Below are 24,739 nucleotides of genomic sequence, written 5' to 3'. Positions count from 1 at the left end.
CGTAATGTTAATAAGCGCGCGAAAATGGTATTTGACGTTATGCGCGTGCCTGTCGCATCAATTTTGGCGACGGACGCGGGGAGGACCGTGTTCGACCGCATTTCAAGGGAGGGAAAACCATGAAGCGTTTTGTATTCGGTGCCGCCTCGGCATTCATTCTTGCCGCAGCCTCTGCTTCGGCTCAGGACTACCCCACCAAAGAAATCCAGGGCATCATCCAATGGGGAGCCGGTGGCTCCACCGATACTGTGATGCGCTCTGTCACCCCGCATGCCGAGGAAGTTCTGGGGGGCACAGTCGTCATGCAGAACGTGACAGGCGGCGTCGGTGCTATCGCGTTGAACCAGGTTGCCGGGCAGGCGGCTGACGGCTACACGCTGCTCATGGGCGCGGAAAACCCACTGCTCTACAAGGTGATGGGCCTCGGCGACAAGGACTACTCGGACTTCACCCCGATCAACATCCTGGCCCGCGGCACGCCGATCCTGGTGGCCAACCCCGATGCCCCCTTCGACGATTACGCGGGCATGATGGCGTATATCAAGGAGAACCCGGGAGAGCTTCGGCTCGGCGCGACGGGACCCGGTGGCCTGCCGTCGGTTGTGACGGCGATGATCAACACCGTCGAGGGCGAGATGGACGTGATCTCGGTGCCCTACGACGGCGATGGCCCGGCGCTGACCGCGTTGCAGGGCGGCGCGATCGACGTGATGCCCGCGGTTCTGGGCGCCGCAATCGAGGGGATCCGTGCCGGCAACATCAAGCCGCTCGCGGTCTTCGACATCGCCCCCAACGACAAGCTGCCAGAGGTTCCGGCGGTCACCTCGTTCAACGAGGGCTACAACACCTATCTGCCCTGGGGTCCGTTCTTCGGTGTCTTTGTCAAGAAGGGCACGCCGGATGACGTGGTTGCCAAGCTGACCGAGGCCTATGCCGCGGGCGCCGAAACCGCCGACTTCCAGGAGCTGATGGAAAACCGCGGCTTCACCATGATGTCGATCTCGGGCGCCGAGGCCGAGGACTTCCTCGCCAAGTGGCAGCAAGGCACCACCTGGCTGCTGCAGGATGCCGGCCTGACCAAAAGCTCGCCGGAAGACTTCGGCGTCGCCCGTCCGGGCAACTGATCCGCAAGATCCGGCGCCCGCGCCCAAGGATCAAGCTGGCGCCGCACTTCTGCAAGAGAAGGGCGGCGCTTTTTTTCTACCGCGTCCCGCGACGCACTGAGGGAAGGGAACCCCATGTCCCGAATTGAAACGGAACACCACGACGGCACGTCTGACGCGACGCCGGGCGGCTACGAGGGGCAGAGACGCCCTGGAGAGCTGGTTTTCGGCGCCGTCATGGTGATCGCAAGCTTGGTGCTTCTGTGGAACGCCTATGGCATCTCCGGTTTCGAGGCGCTGTCGGCGCCGGGGTCGGTGCCCATGGCGACGACCGCCGTCATGGTAGTCACCGCGCTGGTCATCTTCCTGCGTGACCTGCGCCTGCCGCGCGTGGCGGGCGAGACGGTGGCAAGGGACATTCTTCCGGGCACAGTGGTGATCATCGCGCTGATGCTGGTGGCCTACGGCTTCCTGCTCAAGCCGCTCGGCTTCCTGCCGACCTCGGCGCTGTTCCTGATCGCCGCGTTGAAGATACTGGCGCGCCGCGGCTGGCTCTGGACCATCGGCGTGTCGCTGGGCAGCCTGCTGCTCATCTGGATCGTTTTCCGCATCGTCTTCACCGTGCTGATGCCCGCAGGCATCGTGCCCGAAGCCGAAGTGATCCAGGCCTTCCGCAACCTCTTTGCCGGAGGCAAGTGATGGACGCCTTTCTCGCATTCCTGACAGTCTTCACCCAGCCTGAGCTTTTGTTGCTCGTCGGCCTCGGAACCTTTGCCGGGGTCTATGTCGGCGCGATCCCGGGGCTGTCGGTGACCATGGCGGTCTCGATCCTTATCTCCTTCACCTTCTCCTGGGACGTCTACCCGGCGATCTCGCTGATGATCGGCATCTTCATGGGCGGGGTTTACGGCGGCTCGCGCACGGCGATCCTGCTCAACATCCCCGGCGCCCCTTCGGCCATCGCCACGGCGCTCGACGGATATCCCATGGCACAGCGCGGCGAGGCCGGCACGGCGATCGGCATCACCACGGTCATGTCTTTCTTCGGCGGGTTCATCGGCATCGGCGTGCTGGCGCTGGCCGCCCCGATGGTTTCCGAGTTCGCCCTGACCTTCCAGCCGCGCGACTACATGCTGCTGGCGGTGCTCGGCATCCTGCTGGTCGGCTCGTTGTCGTCGGGCAGTCTGGTGAAGGGTATCTTCGCCGGCGCCCTCGGCATCGCCATCGGCGCGGTGGGACGCGACCCGCTGACCTTCACCGAGCGCTTCACCTTCGATCTTCCGATCATGCAGGGCGGGATCAGCTTCATCGCGGTGATGATCGGCATGTTCGGTGTCTCCGAGGCGCTGATGCAGCTGCACCACGTCGACAAGACCGCAGTGCGCCAGAAGATCAGCCGCATCGTTCCCTCGTTCAGCACAATCCGCAAGCACCTGCCGCTGTCGCTGCAGACCTCGACCATCGGGGTGATCATCGGCGCACTTCCGGGCACCGGCGGCGACATTGCGGCGCTGATGGCGTATGACCACGCCAAGCGCGTGACCAAGAAACCTCAATATCCCTTTGGCAAGGGGGCGATCGAGGGGCTCGTCGCGCCCGAGACCGCCAACAACGCCGCCGTGGGCGGGGCCTTCATCCCGATGATGACGCTGGGCATTCCCGGCGACGCGGTGACCGCGATCATGATCGGCGCGCTGTTCATCCACGGCCTCAACCCCGGCCCTATGCTGATGATCGACCAGCCGGACATGTTCTGGTTCATCGTCGGCGCGCTGGTCATGGCCAATGTCTTCATGCTGATCTTCGGCCTGACGGGCATCAAGCTCTTCACCAAGATCGTCGAGATGCCGCGGGCCGTGCTGATCCCGCTGATCATGCTGCTGTCGATCGTCGGCGCCTACGCGGTGAACAATGCGATCAGCGATGTCTACTGGATGCTGGGCTTCGGCTTCTTCGGCTACTTCATGCGCCATTATGGCTACCCGCTGGGGCCGGTGATCCTCGGGGTGATCCTGTCGCGACTGCTCGACGACAACTGGCGGCGCGCGATCATCTCGGAGCGCGAGGATCTTGGACGGTTCTTCCATGGCATCGTCACCAGCCCGCTGTCGCTTGTGCTCTTCATCGCGGTGATCCTGATCTTCGTGTCGCAGACGCCGTTCTGGGCCCGTGCAAAAGGAAAGCTGTTCGGCGATCCGGCAGGCAAGGTGAAGCAATGACCACGTGCGAGACCCTCAAGCTCGGGCTCATAGGGGACAATATCGCCCGCTCGCGCTCGCCCCTGCTGCACCGGCTTGCCGGTGAGCAGAACGGCGTCGAAGTGACCTACGATCGACTGGTGCCCAAGGACATGGGCCAAAGCTTCGACGAGATCTTCGACGCTTGCGAGGGCGAGGGCTTCCGCGGGATCAACGTGACCTACCCCTACAAGGAGATCGCCGCCGGCAAGGTCGAGGTCGATGATCCGCTGATGCGCGCCGTGGGCGCGGTGAACACGGTGATCTTCGGCGGAGCCCGCCCCAAGGGGTTCAACACCGACTATTCGGGCTTCATGTCGGCCTATCGCCGGGTGATGGGCGAGACGCCTACCGGAACCGTACTGATGATCGGCACCGGCGGGGTCGGTCGCGCGGTGGCTTTCGGGCTTGCGGGCCTTGGAACCCGCAGACTGCGCCTCGTCGACCGCGATCCGGCCAAGGCCGAAGCGCTGACCGAGGCGCTGAAGTCGGTCGCGCCGGACATGGAGATCAGCATCTGGCTCAGCGCCGAGAAGGCCGCCGAAGGCTGCAGCGGTGTGATCAACTGCACTCCCGTGGGCATGGTCGGCTACGAGGGCACGCCGGTCGCGCCCAGGGCCATGACCGGCGCCGGCTGGGTTTTCGACGCCGTCTACACGCCCGTCCACACGCAGTTCCTACAGGCTGCCGGAGCCGCCGGGCTGAAGCTGATCTCGGGATGGGAGCTCTTCTTCTTCCAGGGCGTGCACGCCTGGTCGCTGTTCTCAGGCCTGGGGCTCGACGAGGTCGCGCTGCGCGCGGCGCTGTTGGAAAAGGGAGATGCCGAATGAAAACCTGCATCGCAACGGTCTCGATCTCGGGCACGCTCTCGAGGCGATCTCGGCGGCGGGCTTCGACGGGATCGAGATCTTCGAGCAGGATTACATCACCGACAGCGGCAGCGCGCGCGACGTCGGCAACCGCATCCGCGACCACGGGCTGTCGATCGACCTCTTCCAGCCGTTCCGCGATTTCGAGGGGCTGCCGGGCGCTCTGCGGACCCGGGCCTTCGACCGGGCAGAGCGCAAGTTCGACCTGATGCAGGAACTGGGGGCCGAACTCATGCTGGTCTGCTCCTCGCTGCATCCCAAGGCGCTCGGCGGGGTCGAGCGGGCGGCGGACGACCTGCGCGAGCTCGGGCAGCGCGCGGCGGCGCGCGGCCTTCGGGTCGGCTACGAGGCGCTGGCCTGGGGCCGCTACGTCAACGACCACCGCGACGCCTGGGAGATCGTGCGCCGCGCCGATCACCAAAACGTCGGTCTGATCGTCGACAGCTTCCACACGCTGGGCCGCGGCCTCGACCCCAATTCGATCCGCCAGGTTCCGGGCGACAAGATCTTCTTCGTGCAGATGGCCGATGCGCCGAAGATCGACATGGACCTGCTCTATTGGTCGCGGCACTTCCGCAACATGCCGGGCGAGGGCGACCTGCCGGTGACCGACTTCATGCGCGCCGTGGTGGCGGCGGGCTATACCGGGCCGGTCAGCCTCGAGATCTTCAACGACCAGTTCCGCGGCGGCAGCCCCCGCACCATCGCCCGCGACGGTTACCGCGCGCTGGTCACGCTGCTGGACGATGTGCGCCGCACCGAGCCCGAGGCGCGCGCCGATCTGCCGATCATCCCGCCGCGCCAGAAGCTTGAGGGTACCGCTTTCGTCGAGTTTGCGACGCGCGGGGCCGAGGGCGACAAGCTGCGCGCGCAGCTCGCGGCGCTTGGCTTCGCCGAGACCGGCCGCCACGTCGCCAAAGCGATCACCCTCTGGCAGCAGGGCGACATCCGCATTGTGGTCAACGAGGAAGAGGGCGATTTCGCCGGCTCCGCCTTCAACATGCATGGCACCTCGGTCTGCGATGTCGGCATCACCGTCGGCTCTTCGTTCTAGACGCTGGAGCGCGCGACGGCGCTCGGCGCAAGCTCCTTCGCGCAGGCTCCCGCCGTCGGCCAGCTCGACATTCCCGCGATCCGCGGCCTCGGCGGCAGCCTGTTGCATTTCCTCGACGCCTCGCACGCCGGGGTCTGGTCCGAGGAATTCGGCGCCGACCGCAACGGCCCGCAGGGCGCCGGGCTGCGCCGCGTCGATCACATCGCGCAGACCATGACCTATGACGAGATGTTGAGCTGGTCGCTGTTCTACAGCTCGCTGCTCGGCATGGAAAAGGCGCCGATGGTCGATGTCATCGACCCCGACGGGCTGGTCCGCTCGCAGGCGCTGGCCGCGCCGGACGGGGCCTTCCGCATCACGCTTAACGGCGCCGAGACCCATCGCACCGTGGCGGGCTCTTTCCTTGCGGAAAGCTTCGGGGCGCCGGTGCAGCACATCGCCTTCGCGACGGACGACATGTTCGCCACCGCCGAGGCGCTGAGCGCCGCGGGCTTCGCGGCACTGTCGATCCCGGCGAATTACTACGACGATCTTGCCAGCCGCTTCGAGCTGGCGCCGGATGAGCTGGCGCGGATGCAGGCGCTCAACATCCTCTATGACGAGGACGAGCGGGGCAGCTTCCGGCAGCTCTACAGCCGCGCGATGGCCGGCGGGCTGTTCTTCGAGATCGTCGAGCGCCGGGGCAGCTACGCGGGCTATGGCGCGCCGAACTCGCCGTTCCGGATCGCCGCGCAGAAGCGTCTTGCGCTGCCCAAGGGCGTGCCGCTGGATTAATCCGTTTCCCTCTTCCAAATAGCATCTTGGACCCTGCGTGACCTCACTGCTGCTCAGAATATTCGTCAGTTAAGATCATACGGCGCTCCAGATACGCATAGGGAGCGCCGATGATTGTGGCCGTTCAGCGCGTTTCGCAGATCAGGGATGCACCTTCCCAATCGCACCAGGTCGTGTTGCCGGGACGGTAGTTTTTCAAGCCCGCCCAGTCGAGCGACTCTTCCAGACCCATCGGAAGCTCGCCTCTCTGCCAGGCCGCGGCCTGGTTCACGTCACCGCTGCCCTCATAGGTGACCATCGAAGGATATGGATGGACCGGCCGGGTCGCAGTCGTTCCGTCATCAAGCAGGATGCTGTAGACAATTTCATCCGGTGCAGTGCCGCCTTCCACCCAGTCGATCATCGGGCTCAACATGTCCAACGTGGCCTCGTTGGGTCCAGCGCCGCAATGATTGACGCCAGGAAGCATGTAGAAGCTCATGAAATCGTCGACCTCGCCCATCTGCTCCTTCACGGCAGTGACGTAGTTAAGCGTGCTCCGCAGCGGAACCCCAGGATCTGCGGAACCGACCCAGAGTATCATCTTGCCCCCGGCATGGCGGAACGGTGCGAGGTCGGGATTGTTCGGATCGTTCAATTGGCTCAACTCGGAAAGGCGATCGTAGGTGGCCTGGTCATATTCGATCATCTCGAAATCCAGACCTGTCGGTGCGTCAAAGCTGCTCCCATAGCGCGGGTATTCGAATGACCATGCCGCATCCCCAAGCGAGGTGTCCATCGGACCGTCCGCCGCTTCCGGGATGAATGTTCCCACCCAAGCCAACTCTGATCCTTTCGGCATCTTGCCTGCGGAAAACAACGTCTCGCCGCTATTCGGCCCACGATAGACTTGCTCGACAACCTTTACTTGCGCCGCGGTCAAGCACTCCGCGGTGTCGTCGCCCTCGCATTGCAAGGCCGCCGGCTCGAAATTGCACAGGCGTTCGTCTTGGATCAGGCCGCCTTCGTCGGCGCAGGTGTCCATCACGAGTTGGTGCAGTGCCGGAATCTTGTCGGCGGTCAGGATCGCCTGAGCGTCTGCCCCAGTGTTCACGTGAATGCCCCAAGCGTGATACATGCTGTCATTCACGGCCTTGTCGATAACCGGGGCGCCGACGACGATGCCGTCATAGGCCGCCGGATAGCGTTGCGCCATCGCCAGCCCTTGCCGCCCACCGTCTGAACATCCGACGAAGTAGTTCGCAGCAGCGGGCTGACCGTAATAGGCCTCGATCAGGGCTTTGCTGACGATGGTAGACTTGTTCATGCCCTCATACGCGAAGTCCACTATGGCACCAGGGTTGCCGAGCGCCCAGAGCATGTCCGGAAACCACTGCGGCGACCGACGATGACCAAGGTCGGATGAAGCCGTGACGACTTCGCCCCGGGTCACTGGTTCGCAATCTGACAAGGCCCGCGACTGGTTCGACGAAGGGTCGGCATTGATCCCGCCACAGTAGCCGCCGCAGCCCAGCATCAGGAACCGCCCGGTCCAGGCCTCGACGGGCATCCGCACCTCGAACCGCACGTCCGAGGCCGAGTAACCATTGACCACGCAATGTGGACCCTTGCCCTCGATCTCGACTACTTCCGCACCATCCACGCGGCTAGGTGCGCCTTCGAGATCCCGAAGGTCGAGCTCGACTAGGCTTTCGCAGGCAGTCGCTGGCGCGATGGCTTCTTGCGCCGCCAACGGTTTGGGTGTCGAAACCACTGACACCAGCACCATGGCGCATGTGCCAAACAAGTATACGACACCTCTTTTTGTACTTCGCATTAAAGGCAGTCGGTGAGAGCCCTGTGACATCGTGAATGAAAGGCACCCGCGACGCGCTGCCGGGGCGGTCCCGCATTCTCGGTGACGCGCGCAGCTTCTGGCCCGAGGTCAGCGCAGAGATCGCGCGGTAAGCACATGCCATCGTCGCGGGAATTGCCGCTGCGCATGGCGTGACCGCCGAGGTCGACTACAGTCGCGAATTTGTGCCGCTCGGCAATGACGCGGCGCTGGCGGCCGCGCACGAGGCGACGCACCGTGCCATAAGCCACGCCGAACTGGTCGACGTGCCCGTGGTGATCGTGCATGTCTTGGGCCGCGACCCGATGGAGCAGATCCAATGGGCCAAGCGGCGCGGGCTGAACGTCTTTGCCGAGACCTGCCCGCAGTACATCGCCCTGACCAAGGACGACCTCAAGGGGCTGAACATGAACTTCGAGGGGGCCAATACGTCTGCTCGCCGCCGCGGCGGGATCATGACAGCCAGGAGGCGATCTGGCAGGGGCTCCGGGATGGCACCTTCGATCTCTTCTCCGAGAGCGTCTCGAAGGGCCGCATCAGCCTTGAACGCTTCGTCGCGCTGACGTCCAGCAACCCCGCCAAGCTTTACGGCATGTATCCCCAGAAGGGCGCGTTGGTGATCGGCGCGGATGCCGAGATCACGCTGTGGGATCCCGAGCGCCGTGCGGTGGTGCGCCAGGAGCAGATGCACCACGGCGCGGATTACACACCGTACGAGGGAATGGAGATCACCGGATGGCCGGTGCGCACCGTCTACGCGGCGTCGGAGGGGGTCGTGCAGGACGCCCTCGGCCAGTAACTTGCGCGCGAAAAGTCCCCGCGCCGTTTCTGAGAGAGGCAAGTCCTGTCAGTGGACAAACGATCCATTGCCTTTTGGCAGCAGGGCTCAGTGCTGATCATCGGGAGCAGGGACACTGGTGGAAACCAATTGGAACTCACCGAGTTTGCGCGTGCTATGCCTACGAATGGGGTCTTCTCCGCGCTTGGTCGGTGAAGGCTGTCGGCCTCCGGCGATCAGGTTTCGCGAGCAGCGTCGAGAGAGCTTGACGCCTTGTGGGCCCAGATCTGCAGGATACGCGCAGCCTCCCCATCGCGGCGCCGGGCGCTGACCATCGCCCGCTCCGGCGCGGGCAGCCCGCATTGTGCCAGCATGTGATCGACGTCGATGGGAAAGCGGGCGCTTTCCGGCAGGTCCCCAAGGGCCGCTCCCGCCTGCGCCATGTCCGCCGCGTAGTAGAGCTCCGACACCCCGCAGATCAGCATCGCGGCGACGCAGAGAGGGCAGGGCTCGCAACTGGAGTAAAGCGCCGCACCGCGCAGATCGACGGTGCCGAGATTGCGGCAGGCGTCGCGGATCGCCTCGGTCTCGCCATGCGAGGTCGGATCATGGTTGAGCACCGAGCGATTGATACCCTCGCCCACGATCTCCCCGTCGCGGACCACCACCGCGCCAAAGGGTTCCGTGCCCGGCGTGGTCAGCGCCCGTGCCGAGATCTCGATGGCCCGGCGGAGGAAACGGTCTTCAAACATCGGCGCTCTCCTCGGCGGCGAAACACGCAACCCGCCGGTCGTGGACGTGCACCTCGCGCTGCGGCCGCTCGCGCTTGCAGCGATCGAAGGCCATCGGGCAGCGCGGATGGAAGCTGCATCCGGGGGGCGGCGACACCGGCGAAGGGACCTCGCCGCCCATAGGCACGCGGTCGCGCTTGGGGGCTTCGAGGTCGGGGATCGTGTCCAGCAACATCCGCGTGTAAGGATGTAGCGGGCGGGCAAAGAGATCGGCGGTGGGCTGAATCTCGACGATCCGCCCGAGGTACATCACCGCGATCACGTCGGCCATGTGCCGCACCACAGACAGATCATGGCTGATGAAGAGGTAGGTGAGGCCCATCTCTCTCTGCAGACGTTTCATCAGATTGAGAACCTGCGCCTGCACCGAGACGTCAAGCGCCGAGGTGGGCTCGTCGCAGACGAGGAACTCCGGCTCGCCTGCCAGGGCGCGGGCGATCGAGATGCGCTGGCGCTGGCCTCCCGAGAATTCGTGCGGGAACTTGATGGCATCGGCGGGAGCGAGGCCAACCGTCCGCAGCAGGTCCTCGACCCGGGCCATGACCTTCGGCTCGGGCGTCTCGGGGCGCAGCGTGCGCAGCGGTTCGGCAATGATCCGGCCGACCCGCCAGCGCGGGTTGAGCGAGGCATAGGGATCCTGGAAGATCATCTGCATCTTGTCGGGGTCGCCGTTGAAGCGGATCGCACCGCCGGAGGGTGCATGCAGCCCGGTGACCAGCTTGGCGATGGCCGACTTGCCGCAGCCGGACTCACCAACCAGCGCCAGGGTCTGGCCGGGCTGGATGTCGAAATCCACCCCATCGACTGCGCGCAGCGTGCGCCGCGGCTTGCCTTCGAGCAGGCGGTTGAGCCAAGGCGCGGAGACGTCGAACCGGCGCTCCAGCGCGTCGACTTCGAGGATCGGACGGGTCATGCGGTTTCTCCGGTCAAGGCGAGCCAGCAGGCGGCGCCGGTGGTTTCGAGCCGCGGCGTGTCGCGGCGGCAGCGCGGTCCGGCCTGGGCACAGCGTGGGTGGAATGCGCAGCCCTGCGGGATGCTATCCAGGCGCGGCATCGCGCCGGGGATCATCTGCAGCTCTTCCATGTCCTTGCGCAGGCTGGGGATCGAGCCCATCAGCCCTTCGGTGTACGGGTGGCGGGGGCGGCGCACCACGTCCTCGACCGCGCCGAGCTCCGCCAGCCGCCCGGCATACATGACCGCCACCCGATCGGCGGTTTCGGCGATCACCCCCATGTCATGGGTCACCAGCATCACCGCTGTGCCGCGCTCGCGACAGAGCCGCTTGAGCAGCGCGGTGATCTGCGCTTGGATCGACACGTCGAGCGCGGTGGTCGGCTCGTCAGCGATGATCAGTTCGGGCTCGGCGCAGAGCGCCAGGGCGATCACGATGCGCTGCCGCATCCCTCCGGAGAACTGGTGCGGGTAGTTGTCGATGCGTTCCTCCACCGCCGGAATGCCGACCTCGCGCATCAGCTCGAGCCCGCGGGCGCGCGCCGCGCTCTTGCTCAAATCGCTGTGCAGGCGGATGGTCTCGACCAACTGGTCGCCGACCCGAAACAGCGGGTTGAGCGAGGTCAGCGGGTCCTGGAAAATTGCGCCGATGCGGCGGCCGCGCACCTTCTGCATCCCGCTCTCGGTCAGCGTGTCGATGCGTGTGCCTGAAAGGCGGATCTCGCCGGCGGCGATGCGGCCCGGCGGCTCGAGCAGACCGAGGATCGCCATGCCGGTCATCGATTTGCCGGCGCCGGACTCGCCGACGACGCCGAGGATCTCGCCGCGCCCAATGGTCAGCGAGATATCGTTCACGGCGGTGAGCACGCCGCGGCGCGTGGGAAACTCGACGCGCAATCCGCGCACGTCCAGGACAGGGTCGGTCATCGCTCGCTCCTTGCGTAGCTGGGGCGGAATATCTCGGTCACCGGAGGGTGCCCGGCAGTGCGGTCGGGGTACTTGGCCACCAGCCCGTCGAACTGTGCCTGAGCACGCGCCATGTCGGCGGCCTCGTCGCAGCCGGGGATTTTGCGGTCGGTCATCACGCGGCGCCCGTCGATCCAGACGTCGCGCACGTCGCGCCCCGAGGCCGAGGTCATCAGGCTCTGCACCGGGTCGGGGACCTGAAGCGTACGGCCAAGGTCGATCACCGCGATATCGGCGCAGGCGCCGGGGGCGAGGCGGCCGAGATCGCTGCGGCCGAGCGCGCGTGCCCCGCCCAGCGTGGCGGCATCGAACATTTCTTCGCTGCGCAGCGCCTCGTGCCCTTCGGCGAGGCGTGCGGTCATCATGCCGATCTGCATGTTGAGGATCATGTCCGGTGGCCAGGTGTCGGTGCCGAGCCCGACGTTGATCCCGCGCGCCCGGCAGGCCGGGAATGAGCGCAGCATGCCGCCGTGCCGGGCCGAGACCAGCGGACAATGCACCAGCGAAGCCCCATGCTGGGCGATCAGGGCGAGATCGCGCTCGGACGCGTGGGTGCCATGCGGCAGAAGCCAGTTGGCTCCCAACGCGCCGACCCGGTCGAGCCAGTCGATCGGCGTGGTGCCGTGCTGCTCCTGTACCAGCCGCAGCTCGGTGGGCGACTGGCAGCAATGTTGGCGCACCGGCGCGCCCATCTCGGAGGCGAGCGCCTGGGTGCGGCGGAGCAGCTCCCCGGTGCAGGTCTCGATCCGGTCCGGGGCGAACATGGCGCGGATGCGCCCGCCCGCAGTGCCGTCTATGCGCTTGGCAAACTCTGCAGCGTCCTGCAGACCCTGCAACCCGCGAGGCGCGTCGTAGACGGCTCGGATGGTGCCAGCCGTGTCGGTGACCTGCCCGCCGGTGCGATAGGCGGGGCCGAGGTAGACCCGCAGCCCCAGGTCCTCGGCGGCGTGCGCCGCGGCGTCGAACTCGGCCACGGTCTCGCCCCAGGCGCGGTAGAACAGCGAAGCGATGGGCAGGGCTGTGGTGATGCCGTTGCGGATAAGCTGCGCGAAGGCAAAGCGCTTCTGAAAAGCCAGCTCTTCGGCCGAGTACATCTCGTAGGGGCCGCGCGCGACGTAGCTCTCGGGCCAGACGCGGCCCTTCTTCCACGCCGGGCCGTTGTCGTAGCCGAGGATGGTCGTGTCGAGGTCGGACAGCGCGTCGAGATCGACGAACCCCGGCGAGATCACCGCCTCGCCGTAGTCCACGCGCCGCGCAACCTCGCCGTCGAAGCGGCGCCCCACATGCAAAACGCGGGTGCCCTCGATCACCACCACGCCGTCCTCGTATACGACGTGGCAGCCGTCCTCATGGCCAATGACCCAGCGGGCCGAGAGCAAGGTGCGGTTCATGGCGCGTCGATCATGGGTTTGCCGTCTCGCGCGACCACCCTACCGCGCTTGAGCACGAGCGCCCGGGGTGCGCGCAATGCCACCGCCTCGGCCAGGGTCTCGCCCTCGACCAGCACGGCGTCGGCATGGTCGCCGATCTCCAGCCCGTAGCCCTCGACCTCCATGATCGCGGCGCCGCCACGGGTGCAAATGTCCAGCGCCAGTTCGACCTCGTCGTCGCGGCGCAGGTTGTTGCGCAGCCCGACGAACATCGCCCGTTCGAGCATGTCGGCGTTCCCATAGGGCCCCCAGGTGTCGCGGATGCCGTCCGAGCCCGCACCGGTCAGGATGCCCGCCGCCTTCAGCTCCTTGACCAGCGGCACCGGCGCCGAAGCCGGGGCGGTGGTGATGATGTGGATGCGCTCTTCGGCAAGCTGCTCGTGCAGCGACGCAACATAGGCGCGGTCACTCATGCCGAGGCAGAAGGCGTGGCTGACGGTGACCTTGCCCTGCATCCCGTGGGCACGGGTCCGGGCGATGATCTCTTCCATCGAGAAGCCGCCCATCAGGTCACGCTCATGCAGGTGGATGTCGATCGGCTTGCTGTGCTTCTCGGCGAGCCGGAACACCGCGTCCAGATGCCCCTTGGGATCGCGCTCGATGCCGCAGGGATCAATGCCGCCGACCACGTCCGCGCCGAGCGCCAGCGCCTCGTCCATCAGCTCGACCGTACCCGGGCGCGGCATCATAGAGGACTGCGGGAAGGCCACGATCTCGATGTCGACGTAGCCCGCAAGCTTCTCGCGCGTCGCCATGACGCCCTCGATGCCGCGCAGCCCGTGGTGGGTGTCGACGTCGACGTGGCTGCGGATGTGGGTGGTGCCGTGGCCGATCGACAGGATCGCCTGCCGCTCGCTCTGCACCTGCGGATCGAGCCCGAGGGAGACTTTGACTTCTCGCTCGTTGTCGATCTTGTCGATCAGCCGAGGGCCGACCTCGTTGCGGTACCACGGCAGACCGAGCAGCGACTTGTCGAGATGGGTGTGCGCCTCGACCAGCCCGGGGATCAGGATGCGGCCGCCGCAGTCGATCGCCTCGGCGCCCTCGGGCGCGGCGGCGACAAAGCGGCCCTCCATGATGTGCAGATCGGTGGCGGGGGCACCCATCGGGCGCACGTTCTTCAGGGTCTTTGCAGTCATGGTCATCTCAGTTTTGGGTTGAGCGCGTCGCGCAGCCAGTCGCCGATCATATTGACCGACAGGACGATCAGGCACAGCTGGATCGCGGGAAACACGACGATCCACCACAGGCCGGAGAAAAGGTACTGGTTCCCCACACGGATCAGCGTGCCGAGGCTGGGCTGGTCCGGCGGCATGCCGACGCCGAGGAAGGAAAGCGTCGCCTCTGACAGGATCGCGAGCCCGAAGTTCAGCGTCGCCGCGACGAGGATCGGGGTCATGCAGTTGGGCAGGATGTGGTGCAGCATGATCCGCCATGGCTTGACCCGGATCAGCCGCGCCGCGCTGACGTAATCCTTCTTGCGCTCGACCATCGCCGATGCGCGCACGGTGCGGGCGTATTGCACCCAGGACGGCACCGCGATGGCGAGGATGAGGATCGGGGCAGCAAGCACATCTTTGAGGTGCGTCGGCAGCGCGGCGGTCGCGACGGCGGTGATGAGGATGGCGATGAGGATGAAAGGCATCGACAGCAGCACGTCACCAAGCCGCATGATCACATTGTCGACCCAGCCGCCGAAGTAACCCGCGACCAGTCCCAGGGAGAGCCCGACCGCCAGCGCCGCCATCACCGAAGCAAACCCGATGACGAGGCTGATCCGGGAGCCGTAAAGGATCGCCGAGAGGATGTCTCGGCCCTGCGTGTCGGTGCCGAGGACGTAGGGCCATTGCCCCTGCGCGTTCCAGATCGGCGGAATCTCGGCGTTCCACAGCTCGAGCGCGGCGAGGTCATAGGGATCCTGCGGGGTGATGAGAGGCGCCAGCAGGGCGCTCAGCGCCACCAGCGCCAGGAGGCAGGCCGCGAAGATTGCGCTGGGATGGCTGCGGAAGGAGTACCACAGGTCGCTCTCTCGCAGCGCCGCAATGCGCGTTCGGCGGGGCAGGGCGGTCTGGGCGGGGGCCTGCGGCGTATCGGTCATGGGAGAGATTTCAGCCATTGGCTCCTCCGGCTTTGGCAGCATCGTCGCGCAACCGGGGATCGACCCAGGCATAGGTCACGTCGACCAGCGTGTTGAGCAGCACGAAGATGAAGGAAACGAGCATCAGGTAAGCGGCCATAACCGGGATATCGACGAAGGTCACCGCCTGGATGAAGAGCAGCCCCATGCCGGGCCATTGAAACACCGTTTCGGTGACCAGCGCGAAGGCGATAAGGTTGCCGATCTGCATGCCGGTGAGGGTGATCACCGGCATCAGGCAGTTGCGCAGCGCGTGGACCCAGTGCACCCGGCGTTTCGGCACGCCGCGCGCGCGCGCGAACTTCACGTAGTCGCTGCGCAGGGTCTCGAGCATCTCGGCGCGCACCAGCCGCATCACCAGGGTGATCTGGAAGGTCGAGAGCGAGAGCGCCGGCAGCACCAGGGCCGCGCGGCCCGAAGGGGTCAGAAGACCGGTCGACCACCAGCCGATGTCCACGGTCTCGCCGCGCCCAAAGGCGGGCAGCCAGCCGAGGCTGACCGAGAAGCCGAGGATCAGCAGGATGCCGACCACGAAGCTCGGCAGAGAGACGCCGACGATCGAGCCCAGCTGCAGCGCGTTCGCCAGCCGCGAATTGCGGTGCACGGCAGTGATCACCCCGAGCGGGATGCCGACCACCAGCGAGATCACCGTGGCCACCAGCACCAGCTCGAAGGTCGCCGGGAAGCGCTCGCCGATCAGCACCATGACGTCCTGCTGGTTGCGGTAGGAGATGCCGAAATCGCCCTGCGCCGCATGGGTGACGAAACGCGTGTACTGGGTGAGGAAACCATCGTTCAGCCCCAGTCGCTCGCGCAGCTCCACGCGATCGGCCTGCGTTGCCTGCTCGTTGACCATCATCTCGACGGGATCGCCGAAAAAGCGGAAGATCACGAAGGCCAGCAGCGCGACGGCGAGCATCACGAAGGCCGCGTTGGCCGTGCGCTTGATGAGAAAGGCGAGCATGGCTCACTCCTGTCTTGCGGGCGGGACGGACCCACCGGCTGTCATCCTGTCTCGAAGGGGAGGGCGCGGGGGCGATGGCCCCCGCGCGCCTGCCTCAGCTGCCCTGACCGACCTGCACGAACCACAGCCGCGGCTTGTTGTCGGGGAAGAGCGGCATCTCGCTGACCTCGTCGGTCACCGCCCAGGCCATGGGCTGCTGGTGCAGCGGGATCATGATCATCTCGTCCTTGACGAACTTCAGGGCCTCGGTCTCGAGCGACAGGCGGGTGTCGGTGTCGAGCTCGCTGCCCGCTGCGTCGATCAGCGCGTCGAGTTCGGGGTAGGACCAGCCGCCCCAGTTGAAGACGCCGGAATTGCCCACCTTGCTGTGGAAGATCTGCAGCAGCGGTGAATAGGCGTCGAGCATCGGCAATGTGGCCCAGCCTAGCGTGTAGATGTCGGTCTGGCCGTTGGTCCGCTTCGGGGTCTGCACCGCACGCGGCGCCACGTCGAGCTTGGGCGCGAGCCCGATGCGCGACCACATCGAGGCGATGGCCTGGCAGAACTGCTCTTCGTTCACCAGACCGTCGGCGAGACAATTGAACTCGAACTGCAGCCCCTCTGGCACGCCGGCCTCGGCCAAAAGCGCCTTCGCGGCATCGGGATCGTATCCGAGAACTGTATCCAGTTCTTCCGAGTAGCCGGGGATCGGCGGTGCCACAGTCGCGCCGGCGGTGCGGGATTTCCCGCGCATCACCCTGCTCTGGATCAGGTCGAGGTCGATCGCCTTGTAAAGCGCCTCGCGCACGGATTTTTCCTTGAAGGGGTTGGGCTCACCCGAGACCAGCGTGTCGCGGAAGGGAAAGCCGATCATCACGGTGCGCAGGTCGACGCCTTCGAGAACCTCGACATTGGGCGCAGCGGCGAGCCGAGGAAGGTCCTGCACCGGCGCGTCATTGGTGAAGTTGATCTCGCCCGAAAGCAACGCCGCGACGCGGGTCGCGGCCGAGGTCACCGGGGTCAGCTCGATCCGGTCGAGATTGTGCTGCGGCTCGTCCCACCAGTCGGCGTTCGCAACGAACACGGTCTTGGCGTCGGGCTGACGGCTCTCGACCCTGAAGGGGCCGGTGCCGTTGGCATTGTAGGTGGCGTAGCCCTCGGTGCCCGAGCCGATGTCGGTGGGCAGCAGCGAGTCGTGCTCAACCATCCATTCCTTGTCGAAAATATGGATGTTGGTCAGATCGTTGAGCAGAAGCGGGTAGGTGTCGTTGAGCGTGATGTCGACGGTCAAATCATCGACTGCCTCCGACGAGACATAGGCCGGAAGGTTGCCCTTCAACGGCGAGGTTTCATGGCTGACCCGCTGCAGCGAGGCAACCACGTCCTCGGCTGTGAAGGGGTTGCCATTGTGGAAGGTCACCCCCTCGCGCAGCTTGAAGCGCCAGGTCACCTTGTCGTCAAGGATTTCCCAGCTGGTCGCCAAGGCGGGCTCGATCTTGAGATCGGCATTGTAGCGCACCAGCCCCTCGTAGACATGGTTCAGCACGTTGATGGTGAAACTGTCGCCATAGGAATAGGGATCGAGCGATCCGATGTCCCGGTTGGCGCCCCACTTGAGCACGTTCTCGGCCTGCGCTGCTCCTGTGAGGGTGGCGAGCGCCGCCGAGGCAAGCAGAATCTGTCTGAAAGTCATGGTCCCGTCCCTGTTGGTGATTGTATTTGGGAATCGATCAAATTGGATACGATGTGTGATAGATGGCGCATCGAGTAGCGCATTGCAAGAAAATTGTATCCAATTGACGAGATCAGCTGGATACGCTACTGGAGTGCAAAGGAATGCGACAAGGCTGCGAGCCATGACCGAAAAAACGACACTCACCGATGCGGTGCACACGCTGCTCAAGCGCGCCATCATCGAGCAGGCCCTGAAGCCGGGAATGCGCCTTCCCGAGGACACGGTGGGCGAGCAGTTCGGCGTGAGCCGGACCATCGTGCGCCACGCTTTGGTGCGGCTCGAGAACGAGGGGCTGGTGGTCACGCGACGCAACCGTGGCGCCTTTGTCGCCGAGCCCTCGCTGGATGAGGCCAAGCAGATATTCGAGGTCCGGCGCGCCCTTGAAGCCGAGGTCATCCGCATCCTCGTCGAGCGCATTCCCTCGAGCGGCTTCGACCAGCTCGAGGCGCATGTGCGCCTCGAGGAGAGCGTGCGCGGCAAGGACGGGCCGGTCTCGATCCGTCTCGCCGGCGAGTTCCACACGCTGCTGGCCGAGCTGACCGGCAACGCCGTCCTGTCGCGCTACGTCGGCGAGGTGGTGCTGCGCTGTTCGCTGATCATGGCGATGTACGCCAAGTCGCACTCCTCGGACTGCGCGGTGGATGAACATTCGCAGATCATCGAGGCGATCCGCGCGGGGGATGCCGAGCGCGCAACGCAGATCATGGATCATCACCTTGGTGCCGTCGCCGGGCGCGCCGAGCTTGAACAAAAACCGGACAGCATCTCATCGATCCTGTCCCGCTACGGAAAGGAGCTGGCGACGTGACCCACCACGCGCTGAACTTCGCGGACCTGACGCCGCGCGAAGCCTACAAGGTCATGATCGGCACGATCGTGCCGCGCCCGATTGCCTGGGTCACGACGGTCTCGCCCGAGGGGGTGGTCAATGCGGCGCCCTATTCGTTCTTCAACTGCTTGTCGGCTGACCCGCCCATCCTCGCCCTCGGCGTCGAGAACAAGCCGGACCGCAGCTTCAAGGACACGGCCTACAACATCCGGATGACCGAGTGCTTTACCGTGAACATCGTTGATCGCGCCAACGCCGGGACGATGTCTGTGACCGCCGCCGCCTTCGGCCCCGAGGTCGACGAGCTCGAGATGGCCGGGCTCACCGCCGTTCCCGGCGAGAAGGTTGCCTGCCCGCGGATCGCCGAGGCGCCGGTCGCTTTCGAGTGCCGCCGCTACCTTGGGATCGAGGTCAGCTCGGCCCGGGAAATCATCCTGGGACAGATCGTGATGGCGCATGTGCGCGAGGACGTGATCGACCTCGGGACCTACTACTCCAACCATGAAAAGCTCGACGCGATCGGGCGCATGGGCGGGAACGGATACGCCGGCACCCTGGACTACTTCGACCTGGCGACGCCTTCGGCGGAAGAGGTTCTTTCGGCGCGGAAGGTGCGGGCCTGACGGCTGTAATATCGGGTGATCGCGACCAAAAGAGGACATCTCGGGCCAGAGCGAAGGTTCATTGTGATTACATAATGTCAATTATACGCAGACAAGAAAACGAGGGGTGCGCGCTACCCTCAAGTGCGACTCCCATTAGAAAACAGATGGTTATCTAATGGAGAGAGTCTGCCATGGGAGCGGTTTACGCGCAACTGAGCGTCAAGGAACGTGTCCAGATCGAACGCTGGAAGCTGGCAAAGGTCCCTGTTCGGGAGATGGCCCGTGTGCTGCAGCGCTCGAAAGCCACCATTTACCGCGAGATCAAGCGGAACTGGTTCAGCGATGAGTGCCTGCCGGGCTATGATGGCTACTATGGCGCCGCTGCGCATCGGCAGGCCACCGATCGGCGCGCCCGCCAGCGCAAGCTGATCCGGCATCCGCAGCTTCGAAATCAGGTCGTTGAGCGCATCAAGAACGGCTGGACCCCCGAGCAGATCGGCAACCGCTTGATCCACGAAGGTGCGACGCTCCGGGTCTGCCAGGAGACGATCTACCGGTACATCTACTCGACGGAAGGCATGGCGCAGGAGCTCTGGTGGTACCTGCCCGAGCACCGCAGGGCTCGCCGTCCGCGCCGAGCCCGCAAGCGCCGCGCGCCAAAATTCGACCGTGATGTCAGTATCCTGTTCCGCCCGGACGACGTCGCACACCGCAGGGAATTCGGTCACTGGGAAGGCGATTTGATGCTGTTCAAACAATCGCTTGGCCAGACCAACGTGACCTCTCTCGTCGAACGTGTCAGCCGCTTCACCGTGCTGCTGAAAAACGCGAACAGGCGTACGAAACCGGTCATGACCAAGATCGTGAAGGCGGTGCGGGATCTGCCTGTGGCGGGCCGCAGGTCCATCACCTTCGACCGCGGCACGGAGTTCGTGTCATGGCCGCACCTGCAGGCCCAGCTCGGAACCCAGACGTGGTTTTGCGACCCCTCCTCGCCCTGGCAGAAAGGCACAGTCGAGAACACCAACCGCCGGCTCCGCCGCTGGCTTCCAAGGCAGCGTGACGTGGCTGCCATGACGGAGCTCGAGCTGAAGCAACTCTGCGACCAGCTCAACAACACGCCCCGCAAATGCCTCGGCTGGAGGACCCCGGCCGAGGTCTTCCGCGAAAAGATGATGGAGGAAATCGGCCGGCGCCCCTACCGTCGCAGGTAATGGGAGTCGCGCTTCAAGTAGCGCACACAGAAGACGTCGCCCCGGTGATGTTTGCCATCAGCAGGTTTTGCACCACCAATGCCGCGCCGGCCGCAACCAGAAGGCCCAGCGTGATGCCTGGCGTTATTTGCCGTCCTGCCGATCGGGGGCCTCGCGCGCGTCGAGCGTCAACTGCAGGAACGCGAGGTCGAGCCAGCGATCGAATTTCGTGCCCACTTGCTTCAAGAGGCCGGTCTGTTCGAAGCCCAGCTTCTGGTGCAAGCGGATCGAGCCCAGGTTGCCAGCCTCGATACCGGCGACCATCACGTGCTTGCCGGCGACACGGGCGCGGCCGATCAGCGCCTCCATCAACGCCTTGCCGATCCCCGTCCCGCGCTGGCCTGCGCGGACGTAGATGGAATGTTCGACCGTATGGCGGTAGCCATCCCAGGCGCGCCAGTCGCCAAAGGAGGCATACCCAAGCACCTCCTCGTCCGAGACGGCCACCAGCACCGGATACCCGGCCTTCTGCCGCTCCGCGAGCCATGCGCGGCGGTTCTCGACATCGACCGTGGTTTCGTTCCAAATCGCCGTCGTGTGCGCGACGGCGTCGTTGTAAATCGCCGTGACCCCGGCGAGGTCACGATCCTCGGCGTCGCGAATCTGCATCTCCGTTTCCCCTGTGCACTATGGCGGCAGGGATATCCACTATATTGGATATATCGTCAATATGCTGCGCCTTCGCGAGCAACAGTCACCCGTCGCGCAGGACCGCCACGACATAGGTGCAAGGCTGATGGCCCTCATTGCAGAAAACACAGTCCTCGGGTGCGCCCAGATGCAGGCAGTCCCCGGTGTGCAGTTCGTGACGGACATCGCCCTCGAGAAAGACCAGCTCGCCCTCCAGAACCCAGATCAATTGCCGGATGAAGGCATAGGCCGAGGCCGGCATGGGCACATCCTTGCCGCCTGGAAGGGTGACCTGCACGAGATCGAGTGGCATGTCGGACTTGGGCGAGACCTGGCGGCGGATATAGCCGGTGTCCGGATCGGTCCAGATCGGCTGGTCATCCCTGCGCAGGAGATTGCCACCGGTCGCCTCGGCACGGGCAAGCAAAGTCGACATGCTGAGCCCGAAGGCCCCGGAAAGCTTCCCGAGGAAATTGGCGGTCGGAGAACTATCGGCGCGCTCGACCTTGTGGATCATCGCCCGAGAGACCTTCGCCCGCTGGGCCAGCTCGGTGAGGGACCAGCCGCGGCTCTCCCTCTCGGCGCGGATGCGGGCACCAAGCCTGTGGTCAATGTCATCGCTCTTCATCGTACTACCATAGTAGACGGATCGATGCGCCGGCAAGGTCGTGGTGGAGACGGAGCGTCGGCGCCCTCGAAGCGGAAGCTATCGCCAGCACTCCCAGAATCCGAAGGGCCCCTTGGCGTTGCCCACCGCGCCGGCACCCTACCAGACCGGCGGCGTTGTCACCCACATCACCCGGCTTTGATCGTTGCCCAGATTTCGGAACCTGTGCGGGCGGCGGCTTTCGAAGTGGAAGGCGTCGCCCTCACCCAGCACGAAACGGTCGTCCTCGACCCAGAGTTCGAGCTTCCCGCTGAGCACCACGCCGCATTCCTCGCCTTCATGAGAATAGGATTCCTCCCCCGAGCTGCCGCCCGGATCGAGGACGATCTCCATCACCTGCAGCGCGCCCTTGTCGTGCGCAGTGAGGAAGGACTTCACCATGCCTTTGTCACCGAAGTCGACAGTACGCCGCCGCCCTTCGCGGACGATGATCCCGGCCTCGCGGCTGGCACTGTCGGTTTCTGCGAAGAGCGACAGGAAGGGAATGCCGATCACCTCGCAGATCGCGCGCAGGTTGCGGATCGAGGGCGAAGAGATGCCGCGCTCGATCTGGCTTAGCAGCCCGGTGGAGATACCCACCCCCTCGGCGACGGTCTGCAACGAGAATCCGCGCCCCTTGCGCGCCTGCCGGATCGCTTCGCCAAGCGAGATGTCGTCCATCTCACCCATCGGATCTGACAGCAGCTTCGCTTCATTTTCGGCTGAGGGCATCGGCGAATCTTCATCCCAGTGAACGCAGCGCCGGCGGCACCGCCCCGACGACCGCTCCTGCTTACCTTCGCCCGCATGAAAAATGAAGAGAAACCGTCACCTAACGCGCAATATTTCACACAAATGAAATTTAGCCGCAAATTCTGTTGCATTGGCCATATTCTTCAATATCGTGAAGAACAGAATGAAACCGCGTCACCCCGCCCCGGCGGCAAGCGTGGCGCCAGACACAGGGAAGACAGCCGATGAAACTCCGCTCGCTCGCCATGGCCGGGGCGCTCGCGCTCTGCGCGGCCCAATCGCACGCCGAGAATTTGACGGTCGGAGTGACCACGACCGGCATTCCCTTCACCTTCGTCGACACCGGCACGCAGAAGCCGACCGGCGCGATGGTGGACCTCGCCGCCGCCATTGCCGAAGATCTCGAGATGACGCCCGAATTTGCCGTCACCCAGTTCTCGGCGCTGATCCCCGCGCTGCAGACAGGCAAGATCGACGTCATCTCGGCCGGCATGTTCGCCACGGACAAGCGCAAAGAAGTGGTCGACTTCTCGACCCCGGTCTACAGCTACGGCGACGCGGCCTTCGTGGCAGCGGAGGATGCGGGCGCCTACCAGCTCGAGGATCTCGCGGGCGAAGTGGTCGGCGCGCAGATCGGCACGACCTTCGCGGACCAGCTTCAGGAAAAGGGTATCTTCAGCGAGGTGAAGCTCTACGACAGCCTGGTCGACATCATGCGCGACGTGAAGCTCGGTCGGATCAAGGCGGGCTTCGGCGACAAGCCGATCGTCGCCTATCAGATCGCACAGAACCCGGGGCTGGGGGTGAAGTTGGTGGACGGCTACACGCCGATGGGTGTCGGCGATGTCGCGCTCGCGGTCTCGAAGGACAAGCCCGAGCTGCTCGAACAGGTCAACGCAGCCATCGCCGAGATGCAGCAAAGCGGCGAATTGGCCGAGATTTTCGGCAAGTACGGGCTCTGACCCCTTAGCCAGACTTGCCGGGCCCGGCCCAAGCGCCGGGCCCATGACGTCCTGACAGGAGACCTCCATGTCCCCCCTTTCCGAGCGGATACAGGAGTATCTGCCGCTGCTTGTCACCGGGCTCTGGCAGACTGTTGCCGTGACCCTGCTTTCGCTTGTCCTCGCCTCGGCGCTGGGTCTGATGTGGGCGCTGATGCGCAGTTCCGGGAACCGCTGGCTGAGCCTTCCCGCGCGCTACATCGTCGAGTTCCTCCGTGGCATCCCGATCCTCGTCGTGCTCTTCTACATCTATTTCGTGATGCCCGAGATCGGCCTTGACCTGACCGCCTTCCAGGCCGGGGTGATGGGGCTTGCGCTGACCTATTCGTGCTACATCGGCGAGACTTTCCGCGGCGGCATCGAAGCCGTGGACCGGGGCCAGATCGAGGCCGCAAAGTCCATTGGCATGAAGCATGGCAAGATGATGCGCCGCATCGTGGTGCCGCAGGCCTTCCGCATCGCCCTGCCGCCCTACGGCAACAATATGGTCATGCTGCTCAAGGACAGCAGCCAGGTGTCGGTGATCTCGGTCGCAGAGCTGACCATGCAAGGCAAGATGCTGGCGTCCTCGACCTTCGACAACATGACCGTCTTCACCATGGTCGCGGCGCTCTACCTGTGCCTGACGATCCCGCTGAACTTCCTGATGCGCCGGGTCGAACTCAAAATGGGAGCCTCGACGTGATCCGTTTCGAGAATGTCCACAAGTCCTTTGGCAAGCACGAGGTGCTCAAGGGCATCGACGCCGAGGTCGACAAGGGCCAGGTGGTATGCCTGATCGGCGCCTCGGGCTCGGGCAAGTCGACGCTGCTGCGCTGCGTCAACGGGCTCGAGGATTACCAATCGGGCCGCATCAGCATCGACGGCGAGACGATCGACGCCCACGCCGCCTCGATCCACGCGATCCGCACGCGGGTGGCCATGGTGTTCCAGCGCTTCAACCTCTTCCCGCACATGACCGCTCTGCAGAACGTCATGGAGGGGCCGGTGCACGTGCTGGGCGAGAACCGCGAGGAGGTGCGCGTCCGCGCCGAAGAACACCTGCGCCGCGTCGGACTGGCCGAGAAGATGGATTTCCACCCCTCGGCTCTCTCCGGAGGGCAGCAGCAGCGCGTCGCCATCGCCCGAGCGCTGGCGATGCGACCCGACGCGATCCTGCTCGATGAGCCAACCTCGGCGCTCGACCCCGAAATGGTCGGCGAGGTGCTCTCGGTGCTGCGCGATCTGGCACAGGAGCATATGACCATGCTCATCGTCACCCACGAGATCCAGTTCGCCCGCGAGGTCGCAGATGGCGTGATCTTCCTCGACCAAGGGCGGATCGCCGAACACGGCAACGCCGAGGAGGTTCTGACCCGGCCGCAAAACCCGCGCACGCAGGAATTCCTGCGCCGCGTCACCCATCCCATCTGATCGGAGT

Annotated in this window: 22 protein-coding genes and 2 pseudogenes; 12 read left to right on the top strand and 12 right to left on the bottom strand. The window is 65.0% G+C overall.

The window, feature by feature from the left end:
• Positions 1-119: 119 nt before the first annotated feature.
• The 5 genes and pseudogenes from CEW88_RS22730 to CEW88_RS22710 all read left to right on the top strand — a co-directional run bounded on the left by CEW88_RS22730 (position 120) and on the right by CEW88_RS22710 (position 6,037).
• Complete coding sequence (locus CEW88_RS22730; RefSeq protein ID WP_108970669.1) at positions 120-1,124, top strand: tripartite tricarboxylate transporter substrate binding protein; 1,005 nt, start codon at positions 120-122, stop codon at positions 1,122-1,124.
• Positions 1,125-1,238: 114 nt separating this feature from the next.
• A complete protein-coding gene (locus CEW88_RS22725; protein WP_108970668.1) occupies positions 1,239-1,802 on the top strand; it encodes a tripartite tricarboxylate transporter TctB family protein in 564 nt (187 codons plus the stop codon).
• Positions 1,802-3,322 carry a tripartite tricarboxylate transporter permease gene (locus CEW88_RS22720; protein ID WP_108970667.1) on the top strand — a complete coding sequence of 507 codons (1,521 nt, stop codon included), beginning with the start codon at positions 1,802-1,804 and terminating at the stop codon, positions 3,320-3,322. The genes CEW88_RS22725 and CEW88_RS22720 overlap by 1 nt, the downstream gene beginning before the upstream one ends.
• Positions 3,319-4,170 (top strand): shikimate dehydrogenase family protein, encoded by an 852-nt coding sequence (locus CEW88_RS22715; protein ID WP_108970666.1) that lies wholly within the window; start codon positions 3,319-3,321, stop codon positions 4,168-4,170. Before CEW88_RS22720 ends, CEW88_RS22715 begins: the two co-directional genes overlap by 4 nt.
• Positions 4,167-6,037 (top strand): annotated as a pseudogene (locus CEW88_RS22710) (bifunctional sugar phosphate isomerase/epimerase/4-hydroxyphenylpyruvate dioxygenase family protein). The gene CEW88_RS22715 and the pseudogene CEW88_RS22710 overlap by 4 nt, the downstream one beginning before the upstream one ends.
• A gap of 124 nt (positions 6,038-6,161) precedes the next feature.
• Here the strand turns inward: CEW88_RS22710 and CEW88_RS22705 are convergent.
• Positions 6,162-7,805, bottom strand: a complete 1,644-nt coding sequence (locus CEW88_RS22705) for a tannase/feruloyl esterase family alpha/beta hydrolase (protein WP_159099709.1) — start codon at positions 7,803-7,805, stop codon at positions 6,162-6,164.
• Between the two features lie 290 nt (positions 7,806-8,095).
• On the opposite strand from CEW88_RS22705, the pseudogene CEW88_RS22695 reads away from it, so the two are divergent.
• Positions 8,096-8,670: pseudogene (locus CEW88_RS22695) on the top strand (amidohydrolase family protein); the annotation flags it as partial.
• Between the two features lie 215 nt (positions 8,671-8,885).
• Here the strand turns inward: CEW88_RS22695 and CEW88_RS22690 are convergent.
• The 8 genes from CEW88_RS22690 to CEW88_RS22655 form a co-directional block, all read right to left on the bottom strand.
• On the bottom strand, positions 8,886-9,401 hold the full coding sequence (locus CEW88_RS22690; protein WP_108970664.1) for a nucleoside deaminase: 516 nt from the start codon (positions 9,399-9,401) through the stop codon (positions 8,886-8,888).
• The gene (locus tag CEW88_RS22685) at positions 9,394-10,353 is read right to left on the bottom strand and encodes an ABC transporter ATP-binding protein (RefSeq protein WP_108970663.1); all 960 of its coding nucleotides are present in this window, start codon (positions 10,351-10,353) and stop codon (positions 9,394-9,396) included. Before CEW88_RS22685 ends, CEW88_RS22690 begins: the two co-directional genes overlap by 8 nt.
• Complete coding sequence (locus CEW88_RS22680; protein ID WP_108970662.1) at positions 10,350-11,318, bottom strand: ABC transporter ATP-binding protein; 969 nt, start codon at positions 11,316-11,318, stop codon at positions 10,350-10,352. Before CEW88_RS22680 ends, CEW88_RS22685 begins: the two co-directional genes overlap by 4 nt.
• Positions 11,315-12,748 (bottom strand): amidohydrolase family protein, encoded by a 1,434-nt coding sequence (locus tag CEW88_RS22675; RefSeq protein WP_108970661.1) that lies wholly within the window; start codon positions 12,746-12,748, stop codon positions 11,315-11,317. The genes CEW88_RS22680 and CEW88_RS22675 overlap by 4 nt, the downstream gene beginning before the upstream one ends.
• Complete coding sequence (locus CEW88_RS22670) at positions 12,745-13,926, bottom strand: amidohydrolase family protein (protein ID WP_108970660.1); 1,182 nt, start codon at positions 13,924-13,926, stop codon at positions 12,745-12,747. The genes CEW88_RS22675 and CEW88_RS22670 overlap by 4 nt, the downstream gene beginning before the upstream one ends.
• A gap of 2 nt (positions 13,927-13,928) precedes the next feature.
• Positions 13,929-14,903: an ABC transporter permease gene (locus CEW88_RS22665; protein WP_438839493.1), complete on the bottom strand. Its 975-nt coding sequence runs from the start codon at positions 14,901-14,903 to the stop codon at positions 13,929-13,931.
• Positions 14,896-15,888 (bottom strand): ABC transporter permease, encoded by a 993-nt coding sequence (locus CEW88_RS22660; protein ID WP_108970659.1) that lies wholly within the window; start codon positions 15,886-15,888, stop codon positions 14,896-14,898. The genes CEW88_RS22665 and CEW88_RS22660 overlap by 8 nt, the downstream gene beginning before the upstream one ends.
• A 94-nt stretch (positions 15,889-15,982) precedes the next feature.
• Positions 15,983-17,560 (bottom strand): ABC transporter substrate-binding protein, encoded by a 1,578-nt coding sequence (locus tag CEW88_RS22655; RefSeq protein ID WP_108970658.1) that lies wholly within the window; start codon positions 17,558-17,560, stop codon positions 15,983-15,985.
• A gap of 163 nt (positions 17,561-17,723) precedes the next feature.
• On the opposite strand from CEW88_RS22655, the gene CEW88_RS22650 reads away from it, so the two are divergent.
• The 3 genes from CEW88_RS22650 to CEW88_RS22635 all read left to right on the top strand — a co-directional run bounded on the left by CEW88_RS22650 (position 17,724) and on the right by CEW88_RS22635 (position 20,250).
• Positions 17,724-18,410, top strand: coding sequence for a GntR family transcriptional regulator (locus CEW88_RS22650; protein WP_108970657.1), 687 nt, complete (start codon positions 17,724-17,726; stop codon positions 18,408-18,410).
• A gap of 53 nt (positions 18,411-18,463) precedes the next feature.
• Complete coding sequence (locus tag CEW88_RS22645; protein WP_108970782.1) at positions 18,464-19,054, top strand: flavin reductase family protein; 591 nt, start codon at positions 18,464-18,466, stop codon at positions 19,052-19,054.
• Positions 19,055-19,227: 173 nt separating this feature from the next.
• Entirely contained in the window at positions 19,228-20,250 is a 1,023-nt protein-coding gene (locus tag CEW88_RS22635; RefSeq protein WP_108970656.1) for an IS30 family transposase, read from the top strand.
• A gap of 123 nt (positions 20,251-20,373) precedes the next feature.
• Here the strand turns inward: CEW88_RS22635 and CEW88_RS22630 are convergent, their stop codons facing one another.
• From CEW88_RS22630 to CEW88_RS22620, 3 genes are all read right to left on the bottom strand, one after another.
• A complete protein-coding gene (locus CEW88_RS22630; protein ID WP_108970655.1) occupies positions 20,374-20,898 on the bottom strand; it encodes a GNAT family N-acetyltransferase in 525 nt (174 codons plus the stop codon).
• An 85-nt stretch (positions 20,899-20,983) separates the two neighbouring features.
• Positions 20,984-21,547 (bottom strand): helix-turn-helix domain-containing protein, encoded by a 564-nt coding sequence (locus tag CEW88_RS22625; protein WP_108970654.1) that lies wholly within the window; start codon positions 21,545-21,547, stop codon positions 20,984-20,986.
• Between the two features lie 138 nt (positions 21,548-21,685).
• A complete protein-coding gene (locus CEW88_RS22620; RefSeq protein WP_108970653.1) occupies positions 21,686-22,297 on the bottom strand; it encodes a cupin domain-containing protein in 612 nt (203 codons plus the stop codon).
• Positions 22,298-22,542: 245 nt separating this feature from the next.
• Here CEW88_RS22620 and CEW88_RS22615 point away from each other — a divergent pair, with 245 nt between their 5' ends.
• The 3 genes from CEW88_RS22615 (at position 22,543) to CEW88_RS22605 (ending at position 24,732) form a co-directional block, all read left to right on the top strand.
• Positions 22,543-23,280 (top strand): ABC transporter substrate-binding protein, encoded by a 738-nt coding sequence (locus tag CEW88_RS22615; RefSeq protein WP_108970652.1) that lies wholly within the window; start codon positions 22,543-22,545, stop codon positions 23,278-23,280.
• A gap of 67 nt (positions 23,281-23,347) precedes the next feature.
• On the top strand, positions 23,348-24,004 hold the full coding sequence (locus tag CEW88_RS22610; RefSeq protein ID WP_108970651.1) for an amino acid ABC transporter permease: 657 nt from the start codon (positions 23,348-23,350) through the stop codon (positions 24,002-24,004).
• Positions 24,001-24,732: an amino acid ABC transporter ATP-binding protein gene (locus CEW88_RS22605; protein WP_108970650.1), complete on the top strand. Its 732-nt coding sequence runs from the start codon at positions 24,001-24,003 to the stop codon at positions 24,730-24,732. Before CEW88_RS22610 ends, CEW88_RS22605 begins: the two co-directional genes overlap by 4 nt.
• Positions 24,733-24,739 lie beyond the last annotated feature (7 nt).

The sequence above is a fragment of the Alloyangia pacifica genome (assembly GCF_003111685.1).
In the GTDB taxonomy this organism is placed as follows: Bacteria; Pseudomonadota; Alphaproteobacteria; order Rhodobacterales; family Rhodobacteraceae; genus Salipiger; species Salipiger pacificus_A.
The sequence above is the reverse complement of the archived record's forward strand: the minus strand, read 5'-3'. Positions and strand labels throughout refer to the sequence as shown.